Here is a 26,588-nt window from a genome sequence, read left to right on the forward strand (position 1 = left end):
ACCACCCGTCGTGAACATCTGATCCGTGTGCATGATGCTCTCCTTTGAACAGGGGACTCGACACGCCCTGATTTTACGTATCAGTTCGTTGACGACCTCCACCTGTTACATAGGATCTAGAGCTGCGGGTTGTTCTCGCCGTTGAGGTGCGTCGCTTCAAGTGTGCGAACGCCGGCTGCCCCCGTCGTACGTTTGCCGAGAACATCCATGCCTTGGCCGGTCGGCACCAACGTCATACGCAATCGCAGGCTCGGACGTTGCACGCACTGGGCCACGTGAGGCGGCGGCCTGGCTTGCTAACGTCTTGGGCTTGCGCGCATGCTACATCAACAGTTTGAGTTGTCGCCCTGCCCGTGGCATAACGCAATTAATCGCCAAGAGTTAAACCCCACAACTCCATACGACTCCGCATACAAAATCAGGACCAGCGCAAGCGCCAGCTCGCCAAGCCGCAGCCACTCGGTGCGAGGCAGGTCAGGGATATCGAACGAGACGCCGGCCAAATCGATCGCGCCGACCTGCCCGATGCCGTAGTCGTGCAGATCCACCCCGTGGGCGAGCACAATGCCGAGCACGATAACGACCAGCGGGCCGGGTACGTTCTTCCAGCGCGATATCGCGAACAGCAACAGCAGCACGACCAGCGCGGCGATCAGCCCGTTCACGTTCCAGACCGATACCTCCTGGATCATCTCGTACGTGAATCGCGGCAGGTCGCCATGGGTCGGATGCACGCCCGCCACGCTCGCCACCTGCTTCAGGATGATGGTGATGGCCAGCCCAAACGTGAAACCACGCAGCACCGGCTTGGCAATGAATTCGGTAATGCCGCCGAGGCGGGCGAGGCCAGCCAATACAAGAAAGAAACCGCTCAGGATCACCAGTCCAGCGGCCAGCAGCAGGCGTTGTGCCAGATCACCACCGGCCATCGACACCGTGATGGCGGCCAGCACGGCGGCCGAAGACGATGTTGCTGACACCACGGCGAAGCGGCTGGTCCCCAGCAGGCCGTACACCACCAGACCGATCAACAAGCCGATCAGACCCCGCCTGTGGCGGAAGATTGGCGATGCCGGCGTATGCCACGGCCTCAGGCAGTAAGAGGCCGGCAATCGAACAGACGGCGATCACGTCGCGCATCGGACTACTGCCGCGCGCGCTGTCTGTCGGGTGCGTCGAATCGTGGGGTGAGTCTGCTGATCACGCTGCGCAATTTCTCGGAGCCGAACGTCAGCCAGTTGGGACGCCTTGGCAGCAGCCACGACTACGTGGACGTCACCGCGCACCCCGAAGCCAAGACGCTTCCGGGCGTGCTGATCGTGCGGCCCGAAGCACCGATTTTTTTTGCCAATGTCGAGCGCATCCTTGCGCAGGTGCGGCATCTGGCCGATGCGGGGCAGGGCGCCGTGCATACGTTGATCTTCAGTCTCGAGGAGTCTCCAGACCTTGACGGTTCGACGATTGAGGCACTGCACACGTTCGCCGCTGGCGCCGCGGCCCGTGGCCGACGTCTGCTGCTGGTGCGATTGAAGCCTCCCGCGCTGGAAGTGCTGTCGCGATCAGCGGACGAAGCACTGCCGCGCGAAGCGCTGCACGAACTCAGCGTGGACGAGTGCGTGCAGTCTCTGGGGCAGGGAGGAGTCGCAGCCGCGACGACGGCTGCAGGGCCAGCACGCTCTTGATCGTCATCGATGGGCGGGCGCTTCCAAGGAAACCGGTTCCCGCGACGATATTGGTCGCAACGTAAGGACCACAGTGTTAGCGGAAGGGGCACGGGTTGCCGGTGTAAGTACCCTTAATTCAATCCCAGACTTTATGCGCCTGGCAGGCGCAAAAGATCATGTCGTCCGGACGAGTAGTTTCACATTCGTGAAACTAAAAAATCTCCGGCTAAAACCAGGTGGCCGTCCGGCATCCCGATGGTGAACGCCTGCCGATCCCCAGATCTCGGTGAAACGGTCCTACAAATGTGCGCCAGTCGGGGTTGACGCGACCGGAGCTTGCCGCCGGCCCGACATACAAAGTGTGGACGACGCAACTTTCCTTTGTCCTACGCGTGGCCTTTCCATCCGGGCCCCACGCCACAAGCAGCGCACGTCCCCGTCGCCAGGTTAGGCATCGCTCGTTTGCGGCTGGGCTCAGCACGTGCCCGGGCCTTGTCGGTCGACCTGAGTTTAAGTAAAATTTGTGGCATAATATTTTATTAGCGTGTGGCGGTAGTTAAGTAGTCCTTACCTAGGCGAAGCCTCGCGTCCTACGAGAACGCGTCGGCCCAAGACGGGGCCGCCACCTATCGACCGGCCTTGGACGCCATTTTCAGTCTCGGGGTAGTGACTCCCGTAAGTAAAATTATCGGCAAAGAAATTTATTAATGTGCGTCATTCGTTAAGCAACTTTTACCAGCAAAGCCCAATGCCGACAGACGACACTGCCCTCGCCCCCGAACCGCCGAACCCAAGAATCGGCCGCTACGTATCGACCGTGGCCTTCGACGAGACGGTGAATGCCTACGTCCCGCCGCCGCTGCCGCCTGAGCCACCGCTGACGCTCGCGCCACAACTGCTCCAGCGACTGAGTGAGGCGGACCGAGCCATCGGCCGTCTCGACGGCGTGGCGATGCTGCTGCCGGACAAGGCGTTGTTCCTCTACATGTATGTCCGCAAGGAAGCGGTGTTGTCATCGCAGATCGAAGGAACGCAATCGACGCTCGATGATCTGCTGCAGTATGAGAACGCGGCGCTGGCCGGGAAACCGCTCGACGACATCACCGAGGTCTCGAGCTACGTCGATGCGATGATGTACGGGCTTAGCGTCCTGCGTGATCCAAAAGGGCTGCCGCTCTGCCTGCGTTTGCTTCGGGACATGCATGCCCGCCTGCTGCAGAAAGGCCGAGGAGAAGCCAAGAATCCCGGCGAGTTCCGACGCTCGCAAAACTGGCTCGGCGGGACCCGGCCGGGGAACGCCCATTACGTGCCGCCCCCGGTCAATGAAATGCAGACGTGCCTCAGCGACCTTGAACGCTTTTTGCAGGACGACTCAGCCCAGATCCCACCGCTCATCAAGGCCGGATTTCTGCATGTGCAATTTGAATCGATTCATCCGTTTCTGGATGGCAATGGCCGCCTCGGCCGGCTGTTGATCGCCCTGTTTCTGGTTGAAAAGAAGGTCCTCCAAGAACCACTGTTGTATCTCAGCCTCTACCTGAAGACGCACCGAGAGCAGTACTACCGCCTGCTTCAAGACGTCCGGCTGCGCGGAGACTGGGAAGTCTGGACAGAGTTCTTCCTCACCGGCGTCGCCGAAACAGCAAACAACGCCCATGAAAGTGCAATGCGTATCGTCGGCCTCTTCCAGGCCGACAGAGAACGCATCTCCGCGAGCGGCGAACAGATCAACTCCATGCTGCGGATCCACGAATTGCTCCGGACCCACCCGTTCCTTAACGCCGCCCAAGCGCAGCAGAAGACGGGGCTCAGCGCCCCGACCGTCAACAAAGCGTTCGAGTCACTGGAGAAACTGGAGGTCGTGAAGGAAGTCACCGGGAAGCAACGCGGGCGGGTGTTCGCTTATACAGAGTTCCTTAGAATTCTGGACGGCGGAACGGAGGTCCAGGAACCGCGGCGGCAATGATCGAACGAGCAGACGGCAGGGACGACAAGCGAAGCGGCCCCCAGTCTTCAAGGCCCTTTGGCGCGGTGCCATTTCGCCATCAGTCGGACCGGTGTCGAGGTTGCTGCCATTCGTGAGCGTGGGGCGCCACCGCTTCTTGACTGGGTAGTCCAACCAGCCCACCTACTGATCCTACGCAAATGAACACCTCATATTCATACCCTGTCAGCCAGCTTCTTACCCTGGGCCAATTCTTCGAGGAGGTAGACGGGAGACCCGAAACGTGGAAGGAGTATACAAAACTCGGCCTTGACCACCGCCACATCCCTGAGTTGATTGCTGTCGTCGCTGACGACGCGCTACACAATGGGTACGGGCTTGTGCCATTCGCCCCCGTGCATGCCTGGAGAATTCTCGGGGCACTCAAAGCGACCGAAGCCCTGCCCGCCCTGGTTTCGCTGTTGCGTCGCATTGACGATGACTTTGACGATTGGATCGCCACTGAATTGCCGTGCGTCTTCGGCCAGATGGGCGGTCGGTCGGTTGATGTGCTCGCGCCATTCGCGGCGGACGGTCATAACGGGAGTTATGCCAGGGGTGGTGCATGCAGGGCAATGAGGGAGGTCGCGTCCGTCCACCCCGAGCAGCGTGGGCGATGCCTGCAGATACTGATGACCCTCCTCCGGTCCTTCGAGGACAACGAGCAGACTCTCAACACGGAGATTGTGTCCGTGCTGCTCGATTTAAACGCGGTGGAGTCCATCGACCTGATCCGGGAGGCATATGCCAAGGATTGTGTCGATCTCGACTGCGTTGGCGATCTGGAGGACATCGAGATCGCGCTTGGCTTGCGCGCCGAACGCGAAACTGCACCCAAGAGAGGAGAATTCTTTCAGCGGCTGCTGGAGCTGTCCAATCATCAGGAAGCGACGCGTCCCCGTACCGCTGGGCCAAAGACCGGAAGGAATGACCCCTGCCCGTGCGGAAGCGGAAAAAAGTACAAGAAATGCTGCCTGGAGGTGTGAGGGGAGTAAGGATGCAATTCGGGGTTGGGAAGCTTCATTGAGCTGCCGGAGTCGGTCGAGGTGAGGGAGAGCACCGGCCGCATCTTTGACGTGCTATGGGTCGCGGGCGGCTTGTCGTGACGAATTGGGGCAATGAACAGAGCTTCCCGAAGATGGCGAAAAAGTGCCTCTTGAGACACTTGAAATAACACGAACCCGTTACTATTTTATTCTTGCTCAGGCAGTCGCGTCGCAGCGCTGCGTGTTTCTTTTTGTTTGCCGGCAGCTAGGCAGGTGAATCGGAGCGCGTGTCGTCCATCCCTTCCTTGCTGCATCGAAGGAGGATACGACCATGAGTGACGCATTCTTCGGAACCGACCTGTTCAGTGACCTCGATCGCCTGCAAAAGCAGATGACGGCCCTGTTCGGCGGCTTCCCTTCCAGCATCCGCTCGGGACGCTTCGGCGCCTTTCCAGCGATCAACATTGGGGCGACAGACGACTCCATCGAGATCGTCGCGTTTGCGCCCGGGGTAAAGCAGGAAAACCTAGAAGTCTCGATCGACAAGGGTCTCCTGACAATCAGTGGCGAGCGGCAGTCCGTCTGTCCGGATGACACTTCGGAAGCCCGGCTTTATGCGCAGGAGCGTTTCGTCGGCACCTTCCGGCGGGTGATTGAGCTCCCCGAGGGCGCCGATCCCGACAAGGTACAGGCGCACTATGCCAACGGCTGCCTGTCGATCAGCGTGGGCAAACGCGAGGCCTCAAAGCCGCGCGCGATCACTATCCAATAGCGCAAGGGAGATTGACATGACCGATACGACCCAAGTCGTCGCACGCAACCAGAGCGCGATGGCGCAACGCCAACAGGAAAAGGCGGCGCCGACCGTCACGCTGCTGCCGGCGGTGGACATCGTCGAGGATAGCGGCGGTGTCACGCTCTGGGCCGACCTGCCGGGCGTGACCCGCGACAAGCTGCAGGTGAGCGTCCACGACGGCAACCTGCACATCGAGGCGGAAGCCGTCGTGCCGACACCGTCCGGACTGCGCGTGCAGCACGCGGAGATCCACCGGCCGCACTTTGCGCGCGCGTTCTCATTGAGTCCGGATCTGGACTCCACGCAGATCGGCGCACAACTGCAGGATGGCGTGCTGAAGCTGACCATCCCGCGCCGCGAGGAAGCACGTCCGCGGCGCATTGCCATCAATGTAGCGTAGGACCTTTAGGAGAGAACGGCGCCCGCCAAGGGCGCCCCGTCAGGCGCCGTGCGCCGTGGCGTATGACGCCCGCCGTTTCAACGATTGCCATCGACAATCGGGAGCATGACATGAAAACGGAACTGAAGTGGAACCCATTCAAATTCCTGCGGAAGACAACGGATGAGAAGCCCGCCGCGAACGAATCTTCCGGTGCCGTCCCGCCCCGGCATCGGCTGCCGGAATGGCCGGACGTCTCGCGGATCTTCTCCGGCGACCCGTGGCGTGCCATGGGCGACTTCCTGCATGAGCCCTTCGCTAACTTCAGTGGCCTCGACCGGTGGTTTGGCGACTTCAGCTCGTCACGCTTCCAGCCACGGATCGATGTCGTCGACGACGGCGCGGCGCTGCGGATCACCGCCGAATTGCCGGGCATGGAGCGCGACGAGGTGCAGATCAGCATTGAGGATGGCGCGCTGGTACTGCGGGGTGAAAAGAAGCAGGATGTCCAGACCGACGAAAGCGGATGCTATCGGTTGGAGCGCGCATATGGCGCCTTCATGCGCAGCATTCCGCTGCCGGACGGACTCGACCTGGACAACGTCGAGGCCAGATTCACACAAGGCGTTCTGACGCTGCGCTTGCCGAAGACCGGCACGCCGGCACCGTCGGTCCGCAAGATCTGCGGTTTCATTACGGCCGCAGCAGACCAGACTACCGACGGTTCCTGTACCTGTATGCCGCCCGACAGTCGCGGCATGGTGATCCTGCAACGCGAGGAGTGGGACCCGGCTGACGTGCCGAGAGCCCGGGCAAACTCGGACCTTTTTGCAGGCTATTGCCTGCGGATCAAATGGTGGCAGAGCCAGCACCAATGCCGGTGCGCATCACTGCCTGACAACCTTGGCATCCCGATCGCAACATCTTGACACGCAGACACTTATGCTAAGCGCCCGCACCAGTGCGTCTATTTACAGGAAACCTCTTATATACAGAATCTGATTGAATCAGCCGTTGGCGAATGGGTAAGTGATTGCGCGTTTCGTCCTCGGCAAAATTATCCACCCGGGCGCTGACTGGCCCGCTGCGGCTCTCTGCTCCGTCTGACTTTGGTCGAAACCTGCTGCTGCCGTGGCTGGATGATTTTCAGCACAGGCACCCTGGTTTGTCGCTGCACCTGAAAATGAGCGACCGTGCGGCCGACCTCATCCGCCAGCCGCTGGATGCAGTCGTGCGTTACGGAGCGCTGCCTGATTCATCGCTACTTGCCATGAAGCTGGTCGACAATAATCGACGCGCATTGTGCGCCGCACCTGCGTACATCGAACGGTTCGGCGCACCGGCGAAAGTTGACGACCTGCGGGGACACAACTGCCTTCGGTACGTCTGGAGCGAGCAGATCCATGAACGCTGGCGCTTTACCCCGCCTGGCGGCGAACGCACCGTGGCAGTCACGGGTAATCGCATCAGCGACGATGCCGATGCCGTTCGTCGCTGGGCGATAGCCGGGGAAGGCCTTGTCTACAAATCGCGGCTGGACCTCATCGACGACTTGAAGGCAGGACGACTGGTAGAGTTATTCCCGCCAGACTATTGCGAGCCTTCGCCGCTGCACTTGATTTGTGCTCACCGTGCGCAAATGACGCCGGCAATTCACGAGTTGCATGCATTCCTGCGCGAGCGCTGCGCGGCATTGCTTGCCAGCCACCCGTCGGTGGCCGTCGCCCCTCCCCGATCGCCTCGATAAGCCGACCGAAGGCTCAGGCACCAGTTCCTGGATAATCCGATTGGCCTTCGTCTTGCGACCGCAGCCCTCTCGCACGAGACGGTCGCGCAGAAGGCCACGCGCGGGCAGCGAAAGGGCGCTGCGCCCCTGGCAGGACTGATCTCAGGCCGGGCGCCGTGCCGCGGCGGCGGCGAGGAGCATGCTCGCGAGAATGAGACCCAGGCCGATCACGAACAGCATCGAAAGGCGGTTTCCCAGCAGCAGCACAGATGCGAGGATGCCGATCAAGGGTACGCCGAGCGTGAAATTGGACATGGCGAGGGTGCTGACGCGACGCCCGCCTCGGCAGAGATCACAAAGCAGACCGAGGTCGCCACAGGGCCGATGAGGAACAGCAGTTCGAGGAGATGCGCATCGAGCGGGATGGTCGTGGGAGCGCCTTCCAGCGCAAACGCAAAGCCAGCCAGCGGGACGGTCGCCAGCAGCATTTGCCAGGGTGCCAGGTCCAGCGGCGAAACGGTCCACGTGTGCCGCTTGATGTGGAGAATCACCACCGACCAGCTGATCGCTGCGATTAACAGGAATGCCGAGCCCATGGCCGCGCCATGCTCAACGCCATTGTTGCGGGGGAAGATAACCCAGAGCGTCTGGCCGTGCTCGCCCAGGGCAATGCGCGCAAAAAGGTGCCCGAGCTGCGCGAGGCGCTGCGGGGGCGCATTACCGCGCACCACCGGATCCTGCTCAAGCTTGCGCCGATCCGGCAATGCGTCCACCTGCTCACCACCATTCCCGGCGTGAGTGACGTGACGGCGCAGGTTATCCTGGCTGAGGTTGGCGCCGACATGACGCGCTTCCCCGATGCCGCCCACCTGATCTCCTGGGCGGGCCTATGTCCGCGTAACGACGAGAGTGCAGGCGCCGCACCACCCGCGTGCGCAAGAGTGGCACATGGCTGAAAACCGCGCTCGTCACCGCTGCATGGGCCGCCGTGCGGGTGAAGAGTAGCTACCTGCATGCCCAGTTCCTGCGCATCAAGGCAAGACGCGGCCCAAAGAAGGCCATCCTCGCGGTCGCCGCCTCAATGCTTACAGCCACCTGGCACATGCTCTCCAACGGCGATGAGTATGCAAATCTCGGCCCCGATTACTTCAGTCGACAGGACGCCAGCAAAACCATCCAACGCCTGCTCAAGCGCCTTGCCGACCTGGGCTGCCAGCTTCAGCCGGCCTCTCCAACATGAACGATTCTTACCAGCACCCTGCCGATTGCTGATTTACATCGGAGGCGCTACGCCATCCTTCTCAACCACGACTTGGTGCCCTTTATATGTACCGTCCTTGTCCGGCGTGGCCACGACGAAGACCTTCCTGCCAACTGACAATTCGGCGCGGGTAGCCGGAATGAGCGTCACGATCGGAGCATTGGTCGGCACGTTGATAGTGTTGCTGCCACCCTTGTACGAAAGTTTGAGATCGCGTCCGCTCGTGCCTTGAACGACCATATCCACGTTGGCGTTCGTCATCGTGCTGTTCGCACCGAGATCCCACGCGTAGTGACCTTCACCCATACCGCGTGCGGCTTCGGGGAAGACGAGCACTTCCTTCGCAGTCAACTTGCCGTCCTCGCCAGGCATCGCGGCCGCACCGACATAGGAGCCGGGCTTGATATCGGAAAGCTGGATGGCCTTCACGGCGTTCACATTGGCCGACTGGTTAACATTGATGAGCACGGTCTCGCCGCTGCGGCGGTGGACCTTCAAGCTGTTGCCAGAAAACGAGACGATCTCGCCGCGGATCCGCTCAGGCTTGCCCGCGGTGGATTGAGCGAGTGCAGTGCCGGCGAGCGTTAGCGCGGCAAGGGAGACGGCGAGTTTGAGTCGAATGGACATGGATGCTCCTTTGGGTGGGTTATAGGTAAAAGTTTCACCGGCGCGGTGCTCAGGGTTCAGGGCTAGGAACCCCCAAACCAGTTGTATCCCTGGTTCTCCCAATAGCCGCCGGGGAATGCATTGGTCAGCCTGATGGCGACGATGTGTTTCGGGTTCTTGTATCCGAGCTTGGTCGGGATGCGCAGCTTCATCGGGAAGCCGTACTTCGCGGGCAGGATGCTGCCGTCATACGTCAGCGTGAGCAGCGTTTGGGGATGCAGCGCCGTTGGCATGTCGATGCTCGTCCAGTAGTTATCTGCGCAATGGAATGCAACATACTTCGCGGTGGTATCCGCGCCGGCCAGTAAAAGGAAGTCGGCGAATCGTACGCCCCCCCACTTCCCGATCGCGCTCCACCCCTCGATGCAGATATGCCGCGTCACCTGACTTTCCTGCGGCAGCGCATGGAGCTGGTCGAGCGTCCAGATGCGTTTGCCTTTGACGAGCCCGTTGAGTTCGAGGCGATAGTTCAACGCGCCCACGTCCGGCACCTGGTCGATGTCGTAGTACGCATTGAAGGGGAAGGGACGGGTGATCATCGATTCCGGATAAGTCGGCGCCAGCTTGCGCGGATCGAAAAGCAAGGCTTGCGCGTCGTCGTTGAACGATGACACTTTCTGCAGCATGGTATTGACCGACTTGTCGTTCGTGAGGTCGCAACCCGAGAGCAGCATCAGGCCGCCCAGCGTGAGAAGCCGCTTGCCGAGCAAACGCCGCTGCGGCAACCGGAGTTCATTTTGAGCGTCCTTGATGATGGATTTCGCGTCGAGCGGCAAGGCTGGATCGGGAATGCGGTGACGTTTCGGGCTATTCATGATTAGCGCCCTCGAATCATGGTGTGCAGGGAGCGCGGAACGAGCGTGACCATCACGATGTGGACGGCGAAAAAGCCGACAAGCACACCCATAGCGAGGAAATGGACGACGCGCGCGTTGTCGAATCCGCCCATCAATGTTCGCAGGACCGGGATCTGCACCGGCTTCCAGATTGCCAGGCCCGACAGCACCAGAAGCGCGATATCGGCGATCACGACGAGATACGCGAACTTCTGCACAGCGTTGTATTGGCTGCGATCGCCGTGACTGAGCCTGCCGCGCAGCGCTGCAACGGAATCGGAAGCGATGGCGCGCACGCTGATCGGAAACAGCTTCTTGCGCAACCGCCCCGTTGTGATGCTCAGCACAAGGTAGGCGAGAAAATTGGCGACGAGGACCCACATGACTGCGAAGTGCCAGAGTAGCGCTCCGCCTAGCCAGCCACCGAGCGTGATGGACGGTGGAAACCTGACTGCCTGGAAGATCGGGGACGCATCGTATACCTGCCAGCCGCTCAAGCACATAGTGATGACGGCTACGGCATTGACCCAGTGGAAAATGCGAACCCATACGGGGTGAATTGTCGAGCGGTTCAACGCGAACTCCCTCGTAGCGCAATATAAGCTGTGTTCCGCGGATTTGCAGCGACGTGCATACAAGGATTGGCGGTTACCGGTCCGGGCCGATCGGCCTGACTCCGAGCGGATGTCATATCTGATGCCCCTGGGGCGTTGGCGTGGAGAGAAGGATCGCAGCCGCAGCGCTGCGCCGGTATCGGTCAAATGACCGACCCGGGCGAGCGATGCGCTATAGTCGAGAGCAATGAACGCTCGCTATATATCGGTGGATCAGTGAACGAAAACGTCAACGCGCCAGGTGAACGCGCTCGGGTCCGCGTATACGACGCCGTCAGGGCGCTCGCATTCGTCGGCGACCTCAGCATGGGACAGCCGACCGACCATTCGCTGCGAACGGCCTGGCTGGCCGCCCAATTGGCCCATGAAACCGGCGAGGGGGACGCCCTCGCTGCGACGGCCACGCAAGCCGCGCTCCTTAGGTGGTCGGGCTGCACGGCCAATGCGTCGGGATTCGCTGACGTGCTCGGCGACGACGTGGCCGGTCGCGAGGCGATGCTGGCGCAGCGGCTGGACTGGGCGAAGCTGCTCGAGCCGCGGGTCGTCGAAGGCGCGATCCGGCCGCTCGCACAGATTCACTGCGAGGTCTCGGGTGAAGTCGCGCGAATCCTGGACCTGACAACCGACACAGAAGTGGCGCTGCGCCATATATTCGAAGTTTGGGACGGCACCGGCATGCCGGACGGCCTGGCGGGTGCGGCGGTGCCGCGTGCGGTGTACGTGGTATCGCTCGCGGGAGACCTGGAAATATTCAGCCGCGTTTACGGCTTGCCCCGCGCCCTCGCCTTGATCGCCGCTCAGGCCGGCACACGCTATCCGGCCGAACTGGCTGCGCTCCTGGCCCGTCAGGCGGCCCATTGGTTAGAGGTGCTGGCGACCCGGGAGCCTGCCCGACTCGACGAGTCGATCCAGACACCGCAGATGCAGGCAACCACTTCGACCGAGCTGATAGGCGATGTGATCGACCTCAAGCTGCCGTGGATGACCGGCTTCTCGCGCGCGGTTGCTCGCGCGGCGTCTGCTTGCAGTCTCCGGCTCGGCGCCGGCGAAGCGAGTGCGACGCGCCTTTACGCGGCAGGCCTCATTCACGGAATCGGTCGCGCGGCAGTGCCGAATGCGATCTGGAATTCGCATCGGCGCCTTTCCGCCGCCGAGTGGGAAAAAGTGCGGCTCGTACCGTATTGGACCGCGCGCGCAGGCAAGCAAACCGGTTCGCTCGCGCAGGCGGCGGAACTGGCTTCATACGCGTACGAGCGGCTCGACGGTTCCGGATATTTCCGCGGCGTAGGCGGGCAGGCGCTGTCGTTCGAGGCACGCGTGCTGAGTGCCGCGGTCGCGTTTGTCGCGCTGGGTGAGAAGCGGCCTTGGCGCGACGCGCTGTCTTCGGACGAAGTCGCGCAACGGTTGCGCACGGAAGCGAACGAGGGCCGCTTTGACGGAGAAGTCGTGGACGCGCTCATCGATGCGAGGGACGCGCCGCCATGTGGCAGCCGCCGCCGGCAAGCGACGATCCGGCTTTCTGCGCGTGAGATCGACGTGCTGCGCTCGATTGGCCGCGGTGCCAGCAACAAGGAAGCGGCACGCGAACTCGACTTAAGCCCGAGCACCGTGCGCACGCATGTGGAAAGCGTGTTTCGCAAGCTCGAATGCTCGACGCGTGCCGCCGCGACGTTGAAGGCGTCGGCGCTGGGGCTGCTGTAGAAGGGGGGGCGCGGCGCTAGCTAGCGCGATTCCTCGGACAATCGTTCGACCAAACAACATTGGAAGCATGGCTGCGTGCTCGCCGTAATTGGACACGGTTTCCCGTCGGCCGACAGAAGCGGCGGGCGCGGGCGCAGTAATGATGCGCGAGTCCCGCGATGACCCGCCACGTCTCTACTGGGCGCGATTTGCTTCGATCACGGTCAACGCCGCCATATTGATGATTCGCCGGACCGTTGAGCTAGACGTAAGAATGTTCACCGGAGCGTTGACGCCGAGCAGGAAGGGGCCCACTGCGATGTTGCTTCCTGCGCCGGTCTTGAGCAGGTTATAGGCAATGTTGCCTGAATCCACATTCGGGCAGACCAGCAGGTTGGCGTCGCCCTTGAGCGGCGGGGTTGGCAGTATCCGGGCGCGTAGTGATTCGTCCAGCACACAGTCGCCATGCATTTCGCCGTCTATTTCAAGATCTGGCGCCTGCGCCCTGACAATCTCCAGTGCCTGACGCATTTTTGCGCCCGAGGCCGCGCTGCCTGAGCCGAAGTTCGAGCGTGATAGCAGCGCGGCCTGGGGCGTCAGGTTCACCAGATACGCATCGCCATCTATGAAAACATGCGTCACGATGGTCTCGAAGCCCAGTGTGCTTAGTTTGAAATGTACATGCGTGGGACGAAACGGGTGGCGCCCTTGAGGGTCAGGCATCCTGCTCATGGGGCCATCGTTCGGGATAGGGTAGGCAGCGGGACGATGGATCGGTACCAGAAGCGTCCCTTTTCGTTTGTATGAAAGCGCGCGCGCATGTCGATCGCCGACTTGCCAGTGTCGCGCTGAACATCGTAGAAGCCGCGATCGTCGGCCCCGCCACATGGCCCAGTTTTCGTTCGATTTGCTTCGCGAATGGCCAGACGGCTCCTCTCTTGTTTGTTCCTCTATGGGAAACGGGAAGGAAAAGTTGTTGACATCCCTGCTGTGAAATTTATACACTTATTCCATACACATATGGGAACGCGTTCACATATTAGCGTCGAGAGAGATCCGGCGCCAACATGGACAAGATAATGACGATGAAAGATGAAAGACATTCGCTCGACTCACCCGTCGATGCGCTGACGCGCCTCTTCTATATCCTTGGTTCGCCTATCGCGCATGTTCGCGCGCCGGTCGTCTGGAGCGCGCTCTTCAAGCGCTACGGCGTCAACGCCTTGATGCTGCCTGCCGACGTCACCGCTTCGAACTTCAATACGGCGATGAAAGGGCTGAAGGCGACTGAGAACGTCGACGGTGCAATCTTCACCATGCCGCATAAGCTCGCAGCAATGGACCACGCTGACGTGTTGACGCAACGTGCGCGGCGCATCGGTTCCATCAATCTGCTGCGGCGGCTTGCGGATGGGACTTGGGAAGGCGACAACGTCGATGGCGCCGGCTTTCTCGCGGGCTTGCATGCGGATGGCGTGAGCCTGGAGGGTGCCAACGTCTATGTGCATGGATGCGGCGGCGTCGGCCGATGCATAGGATGGACGCTCGGAATGGAGAAGATCGCAAGCCTCACCGTCAATGATGTCGATGAAGAGCGTGCGCGTGAACTGGCGGGTTCGATTGCAAGCGTGTCCAGCGCGCGTTTGGCAACGGGTATGCCGTCGATGACTAACATTGATATCGCCATCAATGCGTCGCCGATCGGCCTGAACGCCGGCGATGCGCTGCCATTTCCCGTCGATGCGCTGCCGCCCCATGCCGTTGTAGCCGATGTCATCATGGAGCCGCGCATGACCGCGCTGCTCGAATCGGCGCACGCGCGCGGACTCAAGGTGCATCAGGGAAGGAACATGATGAATCACGCCATGCCGATAGCGGCGTCGTTCTTTGGCTTGCCCGCTTCGTTCGATTGGAATGGAGAGGTCCTAGATCGGTGATTGAGCGGAAACTACTGTCATGAACGCTTGAAGGGAATCCGGCGATGCTACGCGCGTCGTCTCCACTGCCCACCACGATTCTTCCTATTGTTGACGAACATGGATGGGGCTGCCAGTCTCTTGTCCGCCGCACGAGTTCACCCGCCTGTGATAACGATCGGACTAGCGTGTCCAGCAGGACAAGGCAGGCCCGTCGTTCAGCCTGGCTTCAATACCCGCAGCCCGGAAGCTCGGTGTTCGCGCGCGGCCATACATCTGGAGCTTGAGGTACTTGAGTCGGTTGCACGATGAGCGTCGTTAAACGTCGACGTTCCCGTGATCCAGGCGCGTGGGGCCCTTTCCAAAAAGTCGGCTTTGAATTTAAAGACCATTTGGTCTAGAATACCCGGCATGGCACAACACACGTCTCTCGCGTCGCCGCGTGGTCGACCGCGAAGCTTCGATATTGAGGCCGCCGTCGAGCGCGCGATGGCGGCCTTCTGGTCAAGCGGCTATCACGGCACCTCGCTTCGGGATCTGCTGGGCTAGCTCCCCTTGCGCGAACTATTGCGCGAAACGGTCCGCCGACCCGACGCTTGCTGTCGAAGCCCCGACGCGAGAATTACGCGGCCGCCTATTCGATCAATGAGCTCGCGCCATCATGGAAAGGATGCAGCGCTTACTTGCGTGAGCGCCTCACTCCGCCAAGTACTGACGCTGAATCCGTTCTGCCGAAGTTGTGAGAATAGCGATCGCACGCTCGCCCACCTCGTTGGAGTATCGGACAGCCGGAATCGCCAAGTTCAGTGAGCCAAGGGGAAAGCCGCCCGTCGACAGAATGGGTACACCAACACCGACGATGCCTGGCGTGTACTCTTCCATTGAGAACGCAAAGCCATTCTTGCGCACGTCTTCCAGTGTGGCGAGCAAGGCTTTCTTTGAGGAGATCGTATTCTTCGTGAAGCGCTGGAACGTGACCGCGCGCATGTATTCCTCGCGCATCACGTCAGGAAGATAAGCAAGAATCGCCTTGCCCCCGGACACGGCATAGAGCGGCGCGAGATCGCCGAGCCGCATGTGCGATTGCAGGCGCTGCTCACTGGTGACCGTGGCGACGACTTCTACCTGCTCGCCCTTTAGCTGACTGAGCGCGCACGATTCCGCGGTCTGCTGCGTGATGTCGCGCAAAACCGGTTCCGCGCAGTCAATCAGGCTGCGCCTCTGGTTCGACTGCTGCGCCAGCTTGAGAATGGCATCGCCAAGCCGGTAGCCTTTGGTGTCGGTCACGAAGCGCAAGTAGCCACGGTCTGTGAGATTGCGAAGGAGCTTGGTCAAGCTGCTCTTTGGGATGTCGAGCGCCTCGGCTATTTCCGCATGCGACATCTCACGACCCCATTGCGCCAGAAGCTCGAGCAGGTCGAGGGTACGGTCAGCCGACTTCACGGTACTTCCTGTCTCGATATCATTCGTGCGCATGGTCATCCGGTCCTTGTTCATATATGGGAACATGATATCTCGGGTCCGATAAATGTCAAGCAAGGTCGACCTGGGCTGCGGATGCGCAAGAACAGAATCGCCAAATAATACTTGTTCCCATGGGAGAACGTGTTTACACTTGTGTCAACACACGAACTTCAACTGAACGACGCAATACACGCGAGGAGATCATGGAAAAAATCGCGCAAGGCTTTGGCGGCAGCACATTCTCATTCATGTGGCAAGACACAGCGCTCGCCGCGATGCGGAAGATGCAAAAACTGGACTTGAACGACTTCGACGTTCTGGTCGTCCCGGGCCATCTCTGGCCCGATGAGCTTTCCGCAGTGGATCGATCCGGCTTGGCAAGCACCTTGAGACGCGAAGGCATCCGCATCGAGTCGCTCAATCTTCCGGCGCTCGATCTCAATCTCGCCAGTCGCGTCGAAGAATTCCGACGCTATTCCATTGACCTGTACGTCCGCACGATGCAACTCGCCTCCGACCTCGGCGCGGGTGCAGTAGTCGTGGTTCCCGGAAGGGTGTCCTCGCTGTTCCCTCCGCCTCGCAAGGACTCGGAACTTTTGCTTCGGGATAGCCTGGAGCAGCTTCTCAGGGTCGCCGAGCGACTCGATCAGAAGATCTTCGTCGAGCTTCATCCACAGACGCCCATTCCGACCACGGACGCAATGCTTGCCTTCCTCGACGGGCTGGCTCATGAAAGGCTTCTGATTGCCTACGACGTCTCGAACGCCGAATTCGTCGGAGAGGATCAGCCCGACGCGATCAGGCGATCCGGCAATCGCATCGGGCAACTACATCTTTCCGATGGCACACGCAGCCAGTGGCGCCATGACCGTATCGGCCTTGGAACGGTGCGCTTCGATGACATCCTGAGCGCAGTGAAAGAAGCGGGAGTCTCTGGAACCTCCATTCTCGAGATCATTTCCTCGTCGCCACTGGAAGATTTGAGCGCGTCTGCCGATGCGCTCAAGCGCAGCGTGATCGATTAACCGAATTAACGGACCTTTCTTCCATGCGTTTACCTCAAGATTCTGTCCAAGTGCCCTCGTCGTTCGAGCATCGGTCCGCAATCGTGAATGATGTCAATCTGCACTATGTGATCGGTGGCAGGGCGCCGGGTTCAGCGCCGCTGATGCTCCTCATCCACGGCTTCCCGCAAAACTGGTGGTGCTGGAATAGCGTCATCGCCGAACTGGGAGAGCGATATACCATCGTCGCACCGGACCTCAAGGGCGTTGGCTTGTCCGACAAGCCCGCGTGCGGATATACGAAGCGCGAGATGGCCGCCGATCTCCACGCTCTCATCGAGAGCCTGCATGGAGCACCTGCGCATATCGTCGGTCACGATATCGGCGGCATGATCGCCTACGCTTACGCAAGCCGCTATCCCGCGCGATCGCTCACGATCATCGATGTGACCATTCCCGGTATCGGCGATTGGGATCAGGTGATCGCGGATCCGCGTGTATGGCATTTCGCCTTTCATCAAAAGCGCGATCTACCTGAAGCCTTGATCGTCGGCGGGCGGGAGCACATGTACATCAGCTCGTTCATCGATCAGCAGACTTTCCGCCGCGGCTCGATCTCCCTTTCGGACATCAACGAGTATGTCGAGGCATACAAGCGGCCGGGTGCGTTTCGCTCGGCCATGGAGATGTACCGTCAGTTCCCTCAGGACGCAATCGACAATCGCAATGCAGGACGACTTCCCGAAGAACTCCCAGTGCTCGCCATTGGCGGCGAAAGGCGCTGGGCTGGTCGCGTGGGCGAACGCCTCGGCACGGTGTCATCGAACGTGACAAGTGTATCGATTCCAGACGCCGGCCATTTCGTCGCCGAAGAGCAGCCGAGGCGCTTCATCGACGCGATTTTTCAGTTTTGTGGGTGAGGAAACAAAAAAGACAAAGGAGACTTAGCGTGGAAGCCGAATCGAAAATTGACATCAAGACATTCCTGGACAGCCGGCCGTTGTGCTCCTTCCAGGTTCGCGTCGTTCTGTTGGGTTTGCTGGTCCTGATCCTTGACGGAATGGATACTACTGCCATGGGATTTGTTGCGCCGGCCCTCGTCGCCGACTGGAAGATCGCGCGCGTTGCGCTATCGCCAGTTTTCATGAGCGGGCTTTTCGGTCTCGCCGTCGGTGCTCTCGCAGCAGGCCCGATTGGCGACCGGCTCGGTAGGAAAGCGGTCATCGTCTCATCGGTCTTTCTTTTCGGCCTCTTTAGTCTTGCCTCGTCCTTTGCGAACGATCTATGGATGTTGGCAGTGCTGCGCTTTCTGACGGGACTCGGTCTGGGTGCCTCCATGCCCAACACTGCAACGCTGGTATCGGAGTACGCACCCGCAAGGCATCGCAATCTGATGATCACTCTCGTGTATTCGGGCTTCGCGATCGGCGGCGCGCTCGGCGGCGTTGCGAGCAACGTCCTCATCGAACAATACGGTTGGCGAGCAGTTCTCTTCGCTGGCGGCGTGCTGCCGATCGCTTGCGGCATCCTGCTGATTTTCGCGCTGCCGGAGTCCATTCGATTTCTTGCGACACGTCATGAAAAGAGGCACGCTGTTCGACGCATCATGCAGAAGCTGGCACCCGGGATCCTGTTAGGCAACACGGTCATCCGTACCTCGGACGACATTACCGGTAGTGGCCGAGGCAAGGTGGCGATCATCGTCGGACGCGGGTATTTCGTTGGAACCGTGAGCCTATGGATTGGCGTGTTCGTGACACTCTTTACTCTATACCTCATCAATAGCTGGCTGCCGCTGATGATCAAGGACGCAGGCATGAGCCTGAGCGACGCGTCGTTGATTGCGACGCTTGGCCAGGTGGGCGGAGCACTGGGTTCGCTGGCGGTCGGCTGGTGCATGGATCGATATTCGCCTCATAAAGTGCTCTGGGCGACGCATGTCGTCGCCGGCCTGTGCGCGCTGTGCATCGCGGCCACCGAGCGAACGTTCATCACCACGAGTCTGCTCGTATGCGCGATGGGCTATTGCATGAACAGCCTGAACGTGGGCTATGTTGCCTTGGCCGCGCGCTTTTATCCCACTTCCGTCCGCGCGACCGGTACGAGCTGGGAACAGGGTATAGGCCGGTTCGGTGCCATCGGCGGTGCGGCTATGGGTGGCGTTCTGCTTGCGACTGGCTGGAGCTTCAATGCCGTGTTTGGCGCGCTTTCCGTCCCGATGGCGATCGGCATGGTCGCCATTTTCATCAAGAGCATCTTCGCGTCCGATGTCGCGTCTGTCGACATGCCAGGAGCATCGAGCATCGAAGTTGCCGCCACCTTCGCAAGAGAATGAAGATGACCCACGAAAACATTCCGTTTCGCTCTCATCGTCTGCATGATGGACGACTAGCCTATCGTCGCAGCACAGCGGCCAGCGCGAAACAAGCCGTGCTGCTTCTGCATGGTTGGCCGCAAACGTCCTGGGCGTGGCGGCGTGTCATGCCTCTGCTGAGTCAGCAGTTCGATGTAATCGCGCCCGACCTCCCTGGCTTCGGCGATTCCTCGAAACCCGAGTCCGGTTTCGACAAGAAGACCATCGCGCGCAGGCTTCATGAACTGGTCGAAGCACTGGGTATAGAAAGGGTGGCAATCGTCGGTCACGATCTGGGCGGTCACGTCGCGTATGCGTACGCCGCCCAGTGGCCGGCAGAGGTCAGCCACTTCGTCTTTGTCGAAAGCAGTCTTCCCGCATTCGGACAGGAAGAAGCGATGGACGTATCGCGCGGTGGAAGCTGGCACTTCGGCTTCAACATGGCAGGCGACATATCGGAATCGCTCGTTGAAGGTCGCGAGTTTCTATTCGTGAATCACTTTATGCGCCGGGAGACCGTTGGTGTATTCGATCCCGATTCGATCAGCAACGGCGACGTCAACGTCTACGCTCAAGCCCTCGCGCGTCCGGGCGCCTTGCGTTGCTCCTTTAGTTACTACAGGGCCTTGCCGCTCGACCGGCAAGACAACGTCATCTGGGGCAAGACACCGCTTTCGATGCCTGCGTTGAGTATCGGCGCGCAATGGGGCTATGGGCCGGCCTCCGCTCAAACGCTTCGGCGTGTCGCGGCGAACGTCTCGGAGATCATCATTGCCGACTGTGGTCATTACGTTCCCGAAGAACGGCCTGTCGAATTCGCCAAGGCGGTGAGCGGATTCATATCGAATGAAACTGCATAGCTCTATGCAAGGAATAGATATGGACACAGCGAAGTTTCGACACCGCGTCGTTCAGGTAAAGCACCTTGCGCGGAGATATACGACCAGCGCCGTGCGCTCGAACCGGACCTTGATGATGCCCTCTTCGACGTTGGGATGTGCGACGCACATGCGAACACGTTCACGGATAAGAATATAGTCTGTAAGAGGCATTACCATAATGAGTTGCATAGATATCGCTGTGATTGGTGTCGGCGTAATTGGCAAGCGCCACATACAGGAAATTTTAGACAACGACGAGTGTAGGCTCGTGGCAATCGCCGACCCATCTCCGGAGGCAGAAAGCTATGCGAGTTCTTTGGAGGTAGCGCTATATAGAGAGTATCGGGAGCTTCTTGACGAGGTGCGTGTCGACGCAGTCATCATTTGTACGCCGAATCACGCACACGTAGAAGTCGCCACCGCCTGTATTGAGCGGCACATCCCGGTTCTGGTCGAAAAACCCATCGCTGATGACCTTGCATCCGCTCGCGCCCTTGCCAAGGCGTCGCGTATTGCCGGTGTGCCGGTGCTTGTGGGGCAGCACCGGCGACACAACCCAATGATACGGGCGGCAAAGAGAGCAATCGTGGACGGACGGATCGGCCGCATCGTGGTTGCGAACATCATGTGCTTGGCCTATAAGCCCGATGCATATTTTGACGTGCCTTGGCGTCGGCGCGCAGGAGGAGGACCAATTCTGATCAACATGATCCACGAAATTGATCTAGTCCGGTACCTGTGCGGGGAAATCTCTGCTGTGCAGGCAACTTCGTCCAGGCGGACCAGGGGTCATGAAGTTGAGGATTCCGCTGTGTGCATGCTTGAACTAGAGAATGGGACGATTGGCAATATCAGTCTTTCCGACACTACCGTCGCGCCGTGGAACTGGGATACGGCCGCCGGAGAAGACCGCAAACTCTTCGACTACCGCGTGGTTCCGACTCATTTCTTCGCTGGTACAAGCGGGTCAATTTCCCTGCCGGACAAGACGTTGTGGTCCTATCCCGGTGAGAAGGGACGTCATCTTCCGATCCATGACGAGCGCCTGTCTGTAGGCGATGAGAACGTATATGCCAATCAACTGCGTCACTTTGTCGACGTTGTAAGAGGTGCTACTGAGCCGGTAATTGACGCCCTAGACGCAGCGCAAACGTTGGCGGTAACGCTCGCTGTTGTGGAAGCTGCAAAGACAGGCAAAAGGATTGACATGAGCGCATCTTTGTAGCCCGCAGCCGATTACGCGATGCGATCTGTCCAACGGAACCCGCAACCGGGAAGCCGGGATAAGCATTGAACGTCCGCGTCGACTTGTCACCGCGAGGTGGCAAGTGCATTCTGGGACGAGCCGCGTATATCGAATTTACGAACAGTTCTGCGGGCGGTGGTGAAATTCCACCGGCCGACCAGGCATGCCGGTACTGCGTAATGTAACGTCGCATTGACCAGAGAACAGTCTACTCGGTAAGTAGTTGGACTAGGCATGAGCCCGATGACGGCATAGCTCGGGACCATGCCGTTCGACGTCCCACCTCCTGAATTCGCTAGCGCGCGGCTCTGCACGCCCAGAGGCGCAGCAGGCGAAGGCCAGCCTGCGTCCGTCGCACGGCATTTCTCATTCTTCTGTGGCTGAGCGTGGAGTTTTCCCTGGGTCGCAAACAGCTTCATCGTGACCTTCTGAAACTGCGCTGCCCAGCCTTTGCCTGATGCGCAGACACACATCGATCTAGGAGCTATTGCGCGCCCGCTTTAGTGAGAGATCTCGCTGCCAACCCGCACCGCAATCGGATAAAAATTTGAACAGCAGTTCAATTGCGTTGCACCCTTCCTATGGCCGCTTGAGTCGGGCTTTAGACGCTGCGCGACATGACCGCGGATGAAAGACGTAAGCCGTGACAACCAAATTATCACTTGACGAAGGCATTCTCATGTACCAATATGGGAATTCATTCGCATACGAGAACTAACGAGGATTCAAATGACTAAAGAGTTGCTGGAACGGATTGCAATCCGAGAGGCCATCGAAAATTGGGCCGTCTGGCGCGATGCCGGCGACTGGGAGCGTTTTGCCACGCTTTGGCATCCGGAGGGCGTGATGATGGCTACATGGTTTCAGGGAACAGGCCCCGAATTCATTCGGGTGACACAGGAAGGTTGGTCTCGCGGCGTGAGCATCCTGCACTTTCTAGGTGGCACGTCGATCGATCTCGCGGAAACGCGTGCGGTCGCGCAGACCAAAATGACGATCTCACAGCGCGGCGACGTGGATGGACATCGCTGCGATGTCGTCTGCACCGGACGCTTTTATGACTTCTACGAGAAGGTGGATGACCGGTGGCTCTTGCGATTGCGTCAGCCCATTTATGAGAAGGATCGTGTAGATCCGGTCGAGGCGGGAGTGAAAATTAACCTCGATCAAGAGGTGCTGGGACTCTTCCCCGAAGGCTATCGTCACCTTGCCTATATTCAGACGAAGATCGGCTACAAGGTCAAGCGCGATATGCCAGGCCTGACCGGCCGAGCCGTAGATGAACTCTATGCTCGCGGACGCGCATGGCTGGAGTCAGGAAAATTGTGATGAATCGTTCAATCCACTCTTTTTCTTATTCTCCGCTGGCGAGCCGTGTCATATTTGGTGCTGGCAGGCGCGCTGACATTGCGGCCGAAGCCGCACGGCTCGACTGCAAGCGCCCGATTATCATTACGACGCGCGACCAACGCTACCTGGGCGAAGAAGTCGCGCAGCAGTTTGAACCGGCAACTTCGTCTTTATTCGACGATGCGACTATGCATACGCCGTGGGAGATTACACAACGCGCGTTAGGCCAAGCTAAAGAGGCTGGGGTGGATTGTGTCATCGCGATTGGTGGCGGCTCAGCTATCGGGCTATCGAAAGCTATCGCGTTGCAGACCGACTTGCCGCAGGTCGCAGTACCAACGACCTACGCGGGTTCCGAGGTCACGCCGATCATCGGTGAAACACGCAACGGCGAAAAGCGGACACAGCGCACGCTAAAAGTGTTGCCTGAAGTCGTGATCTATGACGTCGACCTCACGCTGAGCCTGCCAGCTTCGATCAGCGCCGCCAGCGGGCTTAATGCCATCGCGCACGCTGTCGAAGCTCTCTACGCCCAGGACGAAAATCCAGTCACATCGCTGATAGCGGAAGAGGGCATTGCGGCGCTGGCGACATCATTGCCCGATGTCATAACCGCACCCTCTTCGGTCAATGCGAGGCGCATCGCCCAATATGGAGCTTGGCTCTGCGGGACTTGCCTTGGCACCGTAGGAATGGGTCTGCATCACAAGATCTGCCACGTTCTTGGTGGAACGTTTAATTTACCTCATGCGCAAACGCACGCTGTAATGATTGCGCATGTTGCTTCGTACAACGCGCAAGCAGCGCCCCATGCGATGGCTTCGATAGCACGCGCTCTAGAGGCGGATAGCGCTTGTGCTGGCTTGTACGATCTCGCGAGAGAACTTCGAGTGCCGCAGGCGCTGAAGGACCTTGGCATGCCTGAAGAAGGTATCGATCGCACCGTCGAGCTCGTGATGAAGAATGCATATTCCAATCCGCGCTCCCCTGACGCCAAAGCGCTACGTATCATGCTCGAACGTGCGTGGATTGGTTTTCCGGCTGCGCCGATTGAATGAGGTAGAGCCATGCGAAATTTCAACGAAGATAACATCACCCAAGCCGTGCTTGATCGATTGAGCGGCTGCTCGAATTCCCGCACGCGAAGAATCAGCGAAGCACTTGTGCGTCATCTGCACGCATTCATCAAGGAAATCGAGCCGACGGAAGCCGAATGGGCAGTAGCGATAGACTTTCTCACGAAAACGGGACAGATGTGCTCGGATACACGGCAGGAATTTATCCTTCTGTCCGATACGCTCGGGGCCTCGATGCTGGTTGATGCGATCAACCATCGATTCGATGGCGAATCCACGCAGACCACTGTGCTCGGTCCGTTCTACGTTGAGGAGGCTCGCGACTTCCCGCTGGGTGCAAACATATCGAGCGAGTCAGGGGATGAACCGCTCATTGTTGAAGGCTCTGTTAAGGATTCTCGTGGCAATCCGATCTCGGGAGCGCTAATCGAGACTTGGCATGCAGATAATCGCGGTTTTTACGATGTGCAACGCGACACAGGTAAATCGGCACTCGACATGCGGGCGCGCTTTCATGCCGACGAGACAGGACGCTTCTGGTACAGGTCTATTGTTCCGGCAGCCTATCCGATTCCGAATGACGGACCCGTGGGAAAAATGCTCGATGCTCAGGGGCGTCATCCTTACCGGCCGGCGCATGTTCATTTCAAACTCAGCGCGCCAGGATTCGAGACCATCGTCACGCATGTATTCCTCGATGGCGACCACTATCTTGATTCAGATGTCGTCTTCGGGGTAAAGGATGCTCTCATTAAAAAGCTCGGCAAGATTGACGGACATACCAGCCCCGGGGGGCAAGAGGCCACACCGGGCACATCTCTGCTCGAGTACGTATTCGTGCTTCCGGACAAACGCTAAGTAGCCCGGATCAAATCATGCACAAGCTCTCTTTGCATCATTTGACGATGCTCGACGCACATCCTCTGCAACTTGTCGATGCGGCATATGCTGGAGGATTCGATTACTACGGATTGCGCGTTGTCGCCCCCACTGCGGCGGATGCTATCGTCGATGTTGCCCACAATCCCGCCCTCATCCGGGAACTGGCTGCGCGTATGGACGCGACGGGCGTTGGGCTCCTCGATATTGAAGCGATCTGGCTTCAGCCTACGACCGAAATCGGCGAACTGCTTCCTGCGTTAGAGGTGGGCCACCGGCTCGGCGCAAGACACGTCGTTACCGTCGGCTACGACGACGACCGCGCTCGTCTCGAGGACAACTTCAGTGGGTTGTGCGATGCCGCCGCCCAATTCGGTTTGACCGTCGGTCTGGAACTAATTACATACTGCCCCGTCGGGACACTCGACGATGCGCTTTCGTTGGTCCGTCGCAGCCGCAAGCCGAATGCACGGCTTCTGATTGATACGCTCCAGGTCTTCCGCTCCGGCGCAAGCGTGCGGGATATCAGTCGTTTGGATCCGGCGCTCATGGAATACATTCAGATTTGCGACGGGCCGCGCGAGTCGCCAGCTTCAGTGGAGGAAAGGCGCACCGAGGCGCGCAGCGCCCGTCTTCTACCAGGTGACGGAGAGCTGCCATTGCATGAGCTATTGGCGGATCTGCCAGCGGATCTGACGCTTGCCGTCGAAGCTCCAACACGCGAATTGCGGGGACTTCCGTTCGAACAGAGGGCGAAAACGATCATGGAGAAAATGAAGAGATTTCTCGCTTGAAGTTAAGGCGCCGATTGCTTTTTGGGGGCGCCTGAATGCATCTCCTTATACAGAAGTACGGCCTGAGCCGCTGGTGCGAGGCAGCAGTAGATGAATGTAGAGAAACCACTGCCTCAGTTCGATGTTCCGCTCCTGGTCGGGCCCGGACGTGTGCGGCTATGTCAGTGAACGACCTTGGTCCGGCAGGCTTAGTTACACACGATAGACAGTGAGAAATAGCCGTTGTGAGGGATATGAATACCTCTGCAGAACTTGCCCAACTTGGGCCTCTTGAACAATTACGTGCGGGGAAACTGGCCCGGCGACTCGTGCAACTGGGGGTCGGGTTGTCTTTTTATGGCATCTCGATGGCGATGATGATTCGCGGCAACCTCGGGCTGGCACCGTGGGACGCGCTCCACATCGGCGTGACCGAATATCTCCCGGTGAGTTTTGGCTGGGTCGTCGTCGGCGTTTCGTTTGTGGTGCTGTTGCTGTGGATTCCTTTGCGTGAGATTCCGGGCCTCGGCACCGTCGCCAATTCAGTAACCATTGGAACTGTCGCCGATCTCACGTTGCAGGTGCTGGGAACGCCCGGGCACCTTGGGGAGCGCTTCGCTTTCACCGTGGGTGGAGTTCTTTTGTGCGGGCTGGGTTCGGCGCTGTACATCGGAGCACAGTTGGGCCGAGGACCCCGCGATGGCCTGATGACGGGTTTTCACCGCGTGACAGGATTGTCGTTACGGCTGGTGCGTACCGGGATTGAGATGACGGTGTTGCTCGTGGGGCTTTGGCTGGGCGGTTTGGGACTTCTCGGTATCGGCACAGTGTTGTTTGCCCTGTGTATCGGCCCGTTGACGCAAGCGTTGTTGCCATGGGTGATGGTTACCCTGGACGCCAACGCCTAGGCGGCCATGGCAATGCATTGGTCGCTAGTGTAGTGCGTCATAAATAATGCAACTTAATCGCGATTTGCGAGTCTCCTGTTTGTGCAAGGAGGGAGAACCCATGAGAATCGCGGCAAAAATTGAGCTGAGCGAAGGCCAGCGCAAAC

General features: G+C 59.4%; 25 protein-coding genes and 4 pseudogenes. 21 read left to right on the forward strand and 8 right to left on the reverse strand.

Annotated elements, in window-relative coordinates; translation table 11 throughout:
• Positions 1–116 precede the first annotated feature (116 nt).
• Positions 117–316: pseudogene (locus DN412_RS46090) on the forward strand (ISL3 family transposase); the annotation flags it as partial.
• Positions 317–326: 10 nt separating this feature from the next.
• Here DN412_RS46090 and DN412_RS37150 read toward each other — a convergent pair.
• Complete coding sequence (locus tag DN412_RS37150) at positions 327–1,034, reverse strand: SulP family inorganic anion transporter (protein WP_244222981.1); 708 nt, start codon at positions 1,032–1,034, stop codon at positions 327–329.
• Positions 1,035–1,184: 150 nt separating this feature from the next.
• Between DN412_RS37150 and DN412_RS37155 the strand changes: the two are divergent.
• From DN412_RS37155 to DN412_RS37185, 7 genes and pseudogenes are all read left to right on the forward strand, one after another.
• A pseudogene (locus DN412_RS37155) lies at positions 1,185–1,682 on the forward strand (STAS domain-containing protein); the annotation flags it as partial.
• A 730-nt stretch (positions 1,683–2,412) separates the two neighbouring features.
• Positions 2,413–3,630 (forward strand): Fic family protein, encoded by a 1,218-nt coding sequence (locus DN412_RS37160; RefSeq protein WP_115216106.1) that lies wholly within the window; start codon positions 2,413–2,415, stop codon positions 3,628–3,630.
• Positions 3,631–3,809: 179 nt separating this feature from the next.
• Positions 3,810–4,634, forward strand: a complete 825-nt coding sequence (locus DN412_RS37165) for a YecA family protein (protein WP_115216107.1) — start codon at positions 3,810–3,812, stop codon at positions 4,632–4,634.
• 331 nt (positions 4,635–4,965) lie between these two features.
• A complete protein-coding gene (locus DN412_RS37170) occupies positions 4,966–5,406 on the forward strand; it encodes an Hsp20/alpha crystallin family protein (RefSeq protein ID WP_115216108.1) in 441 nt (146 codons plus the stop codon).
• Positions 5,407–5,422: 16 nt separating this feature from the next.
• Positions 5,423–5,830 (forward strand): Hsp20/alpha crystallin family protein, encoded by a 408-nt coding sequence (locus tag DN412_RS37175; protein WP_115216109.1) that lies wholly within the window; start codon positions 5,423–5,425, stop codon positions 5,828–5,830.
• A 110-nt stretch (positions 5,831–5,940) separates the two neighbouring features.
• Positions 5,941–6,492 (forward strand): annotated as a pseudogene (locus DN412_RS37180) (Hsp20/alpha crystallin family protein); the annotation flags it as partial.
• A 350-nt stretch (positions 6,493–6,842) separates the two neighbouring features.
• Complete coding sequence (locus DN412_RS37185; RefSeq protein WP_244222982.1) at positions 6,843–7,556, forward strand: substrate binding domain-containing protein; 714 nt, start codon at positions 6,843–6,845, stop codon at positions 7,554–7,556.
• 141 nt (positions 7,557–7,697) lie between these two features.
• Here the strand turns inward: DN412_RS37185 and DN412_RS43625 are convergent, their stop codons facing one another.
• Positions 7,698–7,850, reverse strand: coding sequence for a hypothetical protein (locus DN412_RS43625; protein WP_161564103.1), 153 nt, complete (start codon positions 7,848–7,850; stop codon positions 7,698–7,700).
• A complete protein-coding gene (locus DN412_RS46095) occupies positions 7,820–8,131 on the reverse strand; it encodes an EamA family transporter (RefSeq protein WP_115216110.1) in 312 nt (103 codons plus the stop codon). Before DN412_RS46095 ends, DN412_RS43625 begins: the two co-directional genes overlap by 31 nt.
• Between DN412_RS46095 and DN412_RS46100 the strand changes: the two are divergent.
• Positions 8,132–8,775 (forward strand): annotated as a pseudogene (locus tag DN412_RS46100) (transposase); the annotation flags it as partial.
• A gap of 33 nt (positions 8,776–8,808) precedes the next feature.
• Here DN412_RS46100 and DN412_RS37200 read toward each other — a convergent pair.
• From DN412_RS37200 to DN412_RS37210, 3 genes are all read right to left on the reverse strand, one after another.
• On the reverse strand, positions 8,809–9,423 hold the full coding sequence (locus DN412_RS37200; RefSeq protein WP_115216111.1) for a hypothetical protein: 615 nt from the start codon (positions 9,421–9,423) through the stop codon (positions 8,809–8,811).
• Between the two features lie 62 nt (positions 9,424–9,485).
• The gene (locus DN412_RS37205; RefSeq protein WP_115216112.1) at positions 9,486–10,277 is read right to left on the reverse strand and encodes a molybdopterin-dependent oxidoreductase; all 792 of its coding nucleotides are present in this window, start codon (positions 10,275–10,277) and stop codon (positions 9,486–9,488) included.
• Between the two features lie 2 nt (positions 10,278–10,279).
• Entirely contained in the window at positions 10,280–10,873 is a 594-nt protein-coding gene (locus tag DN412_RS37210) for a cytochrome b/b6 domain-containing protein (protein ID WP_115216113.1), read from the reverse strand.
• Between the two features lie 255 nt (positions 10,874–11,128).
• Between DN412_RS37210 and DN412_RS37215 the strand changes: the two genes are divergently transcribed.
• Positions 11,129–12,613 (forward strand): HD domain-containing phosphohydrolase, encoded by a 1,485-nt coding sequence (locus tag DN412_RS37215; protein ID WP_244222984.1) that lies wholly within the window; start codon positions 11,129–11,131, stop codon positions 12,611–12,613.
• Between the two features lie 174 nt (positions 12,614–12,787).
• Here DN412_RS37215 and DN412_RS46105 read toward each other — a convergent pair whose 3' ends face one another.
• A complete protein-coding gene (locus DN412_RS46105) occupies positions 12,788–13,480 on the reverse strand; it encodes a phosphate acyltransferase (RefSeq protein WP_425267479.1) in 693 nt (230 codons plus the stop codon).
• A gap of 191 nt (positions 13,481–13,671) precedes the next feature.
• Between DN412_RS46105 and DN412_RS37225 the strand changes: the two genes are divergently transcribed.
• The gene (locus DN412_RS37225) at positions 13,672–14,529 is read left to right on the forward strand and encodes a shikimate dehydrogenase family protein (RefSeq protein ID WP_115216116.1); all 858 of its coding nucleotides are present in this window, start codon (positions 13,672–13,674) and stop codon (positions 14,527–14,529) included.
• Between the two features lie 675 nt (positions 14,530–15,204).
• Here DN412_RS37225 and DN412_RS37235 read toward each other — a convergent pair.
• A complete protein-coding gene (locus DN412_RS37235) occupies positions 15,205–16,017 on the reverse strand; it encodes an IclR family transcriptional regulator (RefSeq protein WP_244222985.1) in 813 nt (270 codons plus the stop codon).
• 158 nt (positions 16,018–16,175) lie between these two features.
• Between DN412_RS37235 and DN412_RS37240 the strand changes: the two genes are divergently transcribed.
• The 10 genes from DN412_RS37240 (at position 16,176) to yczE (ending at position 26,442) form a co-directional block, all read left to right on the forward strand.
• Positions 16,176–16,997 carry a sugar phosphate isomerase/epimerase family protein gene (locus DN412_RS37240; RefSeq protein WP_115216117.1) on the forward strand — a complete coding sequence of 274 codons (822 nt, stop codon included), beginning with the start codon at positions 16,176–16,178 and terminating at the stop codon, positions 16,995–16,997.
• An 83-nt stretch (positions 16,998–17,080) separates the two neighbouring features.
• Positions 17,081–17,896, forward strand: a complete 816-nt coding sequence (locus DN412_RS37245; protein ID WP_244222986.1) for an alpha/beta fold hydrolase — start codon at positions 17,081–17,083, stop codon at positions 17,894–17,896.
• 29 nt (positions 17,897–17,925) lie between these two features.
• Entirely contained in the window at positions 17,926–19,311 is a 1,386-nt protein-coding gene (locus DN412_RS37250; protein ID WP_115216119.1) for an MFS transporter, read from the forward strand.
• A gap of 2 nt (positions 19,312–19,313) precedes the next feature.
• Positions 19,314–20,189 carry an alpha/beta fold hydrolase gene (locus DN412_RS37255; RefSeq protein WP_244222987.1) on the forward strand — a complete coding sequence of 292 codons (876 nt, stop codon included), beginning with the start codon at positions 19,314–19,316 and terminating at the stop codon, positions 20,187–20,189.
• Between the two features lie 199 nt (positions 20,190–20,388).
• On the forward strand, positions 20,389–21,435 hold the full coding sequence (locus DN412_RS37260) for a Gfo/Idh/MocA family protein (RefSeq protein WP_115216121.1): 1,047 nt from the start codon (positions 20,389–20,391) through the stop codon (positions 21,433–21,435).
• Positions 21,436–22,185: 750 nt separating this feature from the next.
• On the forward strand, positions 22,186–22,785 hold the full coding sequence (locus tag DN412_RS37265; RefSeq protein WP_115216122.1) for a nuclear transport factor 2 family protein: 600 nt from the start codon (positions 22,186–22,188) through the stop codon (positions 22,783–22,785).
• Positions 22,785–23,864 carry a maleylacetate reductase gene (locus tag DN412_RS37270; RefSeq protein ID WP_115216123.1) on the forward strand — a complete coding sequence of 360 codons (1,080 nt, stop codon included), beginning with the start codon at positions 22,785–22,787 and terminating at the stop codon, positions 23,862–23,864. The genes DN412_RS37265 and DN412_RS37270 overlap by 1 nt, the downstream gene beginning before the upstream one ends.
• A gap of 9 nt (positions 23,865–23,873) precedes the next feature.
• Complete coding sequence (locus DN412_RS37275) at positions 23,874–24,740, forward strand: intradiol ring-cleavage dioxygenase (protein WP_115216124.1); 867 nt, start codon at positions 23,874–23,876, stop codon at positions 24,738–24,740.
• Positions 24,741–24,757: 17 nt separating this feature from the next.
• A complete protein-coding gene (locus DN412_RS37280; RefSeq protein ID WP_115216125.1) occupies positions 24,758–25,555 on the forward strand; it encodes a sugar phosphate isomerase/epimerase family protein in 798 nt (265 codons plus the stop codon).
• Positions 25,556–25,788: 233 nt separating this feature from the next.
• Positions 25,789–26,442, forward strand: a complete 654-nt coding sequence (gene yczE, locus DN412_RS37285) for a membrane protein YczE (protein ID WP_115216126.1) — start codon at positions 25,789–25,791, stop codon at positions 26,440–26,442.
• Positions 26,443–26,588 lie beyond the last annotated feature (146 nt).

The sequence above is a fragment of the Cupriavidus lacunae genome (assembly GCF_003353055.1).
In the GTDB taxonomy this organism is placed as follows: Bacteria; Pseudomonadota; Gammaproteobacteria; order Burkholderiales; family Burkholderiaceae; genus Cupriavidus; species Cupriavidus lacunae.

Excerpts from the sequence above, each read along its gene's own strand:
- DN412_RS37165 (WP_115216107.1), top strand. The coding sequence starts at position 3,810 with ATGAACACCTCATATTCATACCCTGTCAGCCAGCTTCTTACCCTGGGC.
- DN412_RS37175 (WP_115216109.1), top strand. The coding sequence starts at position 5,423 with ATGACCGATACGACCCAAGTCGTCGCACGCAACCAGAGCGCGATGGCG.
- DN412_RS37200 (WP_115216111.1), bottom strand. The coding sequence starts at position 9,423 with ATGTCCATTCGACTCAAACTCGCCGTCTCCCTTGCCGCGCTAACGCTC.
- DN412_RS37205 (WP_115216112.1), bottom strand. The coding sequence starts at position 10,277 with ATGAATAGCCCGAAACGTCACCGCATTCCCGATCCAGCCTTGCCGCTC.
- DN412_RS37275 (WP_115216124.1), top strand. The coding sequence starts at position 23,874 with ATGCGAAATTTCAACGAAGATAACATCACCCAAGCCGTGCTTGATCGA.
- DN412_RS37170 (WP_115216108.1), top strand. The coding sequence starts at position 4,966 with ATGAGTGACGCATTCTTCGGAACCGACCTGTTCAGTGACCTCGATCGC.
- DN412_RS46105 (WP_425267479.1), bottom strand. The coding sequence starts at position 13,480 with ATGTGGCGGGGCCGACGATCGCGGCTTCTACGATGTTCAGCGCGACAC.
- DN412_RS37235 (WP_244222985.1), bottom strand. The coding sequence starts at position 16,017 with ATGTTCCCATATATGAACAAGGACCGGATGACCATGCGCACGAATGAT.
- DN412_RS43625 (WP_161564103.1), bottom strand. The coding sequence starts at position 7,850 with ATGTCCAATTTCACGCTCGGCGTACCCTTGATCGGCATCCTCGCATCT.
- DN412_RS37265 (WP_115216122.1), top strand. The coding sequence starts at position 22,186 with ATGACTAAAGAGTTGCTGGAACGGATTGCAATCCGAGAGGCCATCGAA.
- DN412_RS37255 (WP_244222987.1), top strand. The coding sequence starts at position 19,314 with ATGACCCACGAAAACATTCCGTTTCGCTCTCATCGTCTGCATGATGGA.
- DN412_RS37270 (WP_115216123.1), top strand. The coding sequence starts at position 22,785 with ATGAATCGTTCAATCCACTCTTTTTCTTATTCTCCGCTGGCGAGCCGT.
- yczE (WP_115216126.1), top strand. The coding sequence starts at position 25,789 with ATGAATACCTCTGCAGAACTTGCCCAACTTGGGCCTCTTGAACAATTA.
- DN412_RS37240 (WP_115216117.1), top strand. The coding sequence starts at position 16,176 with ATGGAAAAAATCGCGCAAGGCTTTGGCGGCAGCACATTCTCATTCATG.
- DN412_RS37160 (WP_115216106.1), top strand. The coding sequence starts at position 2,413 with ATGCCGACAGACGACACTGCCCTCGCCCCCGAACCGCCGAACCCAAGA.
- DN412_RS37280 (WP_115216125.1), top strand. The coding sequence starts at position 24,758 with ATGCACAAGCTCTCTTTGCATCATTTGACGATGCTCGACGCACATCCT.
- DN412_RS46095 (WP_115216110.1), bottom strand. The coding sequence starts at position 8,131 with ATGGGCTCGGCATTCCTGTTAATCGCAGCGATCAGCTGGTCGGTGGTG.
- DN412_RS37260 (WP_115216121.1), top strand. The coding sequence starts at position 20,389 with ATGAGTTGCATAGATATCGCTGTGATTGGTGTCGGCGTAATTGGCAAG.
- DN412_RS37225 (WP_115216116.1), top strand. The coding sequence starts at position 13,672 with ATGACGATGAAAGATGAAAGACATTCGCTCGACTCACCCGTCGATGCG.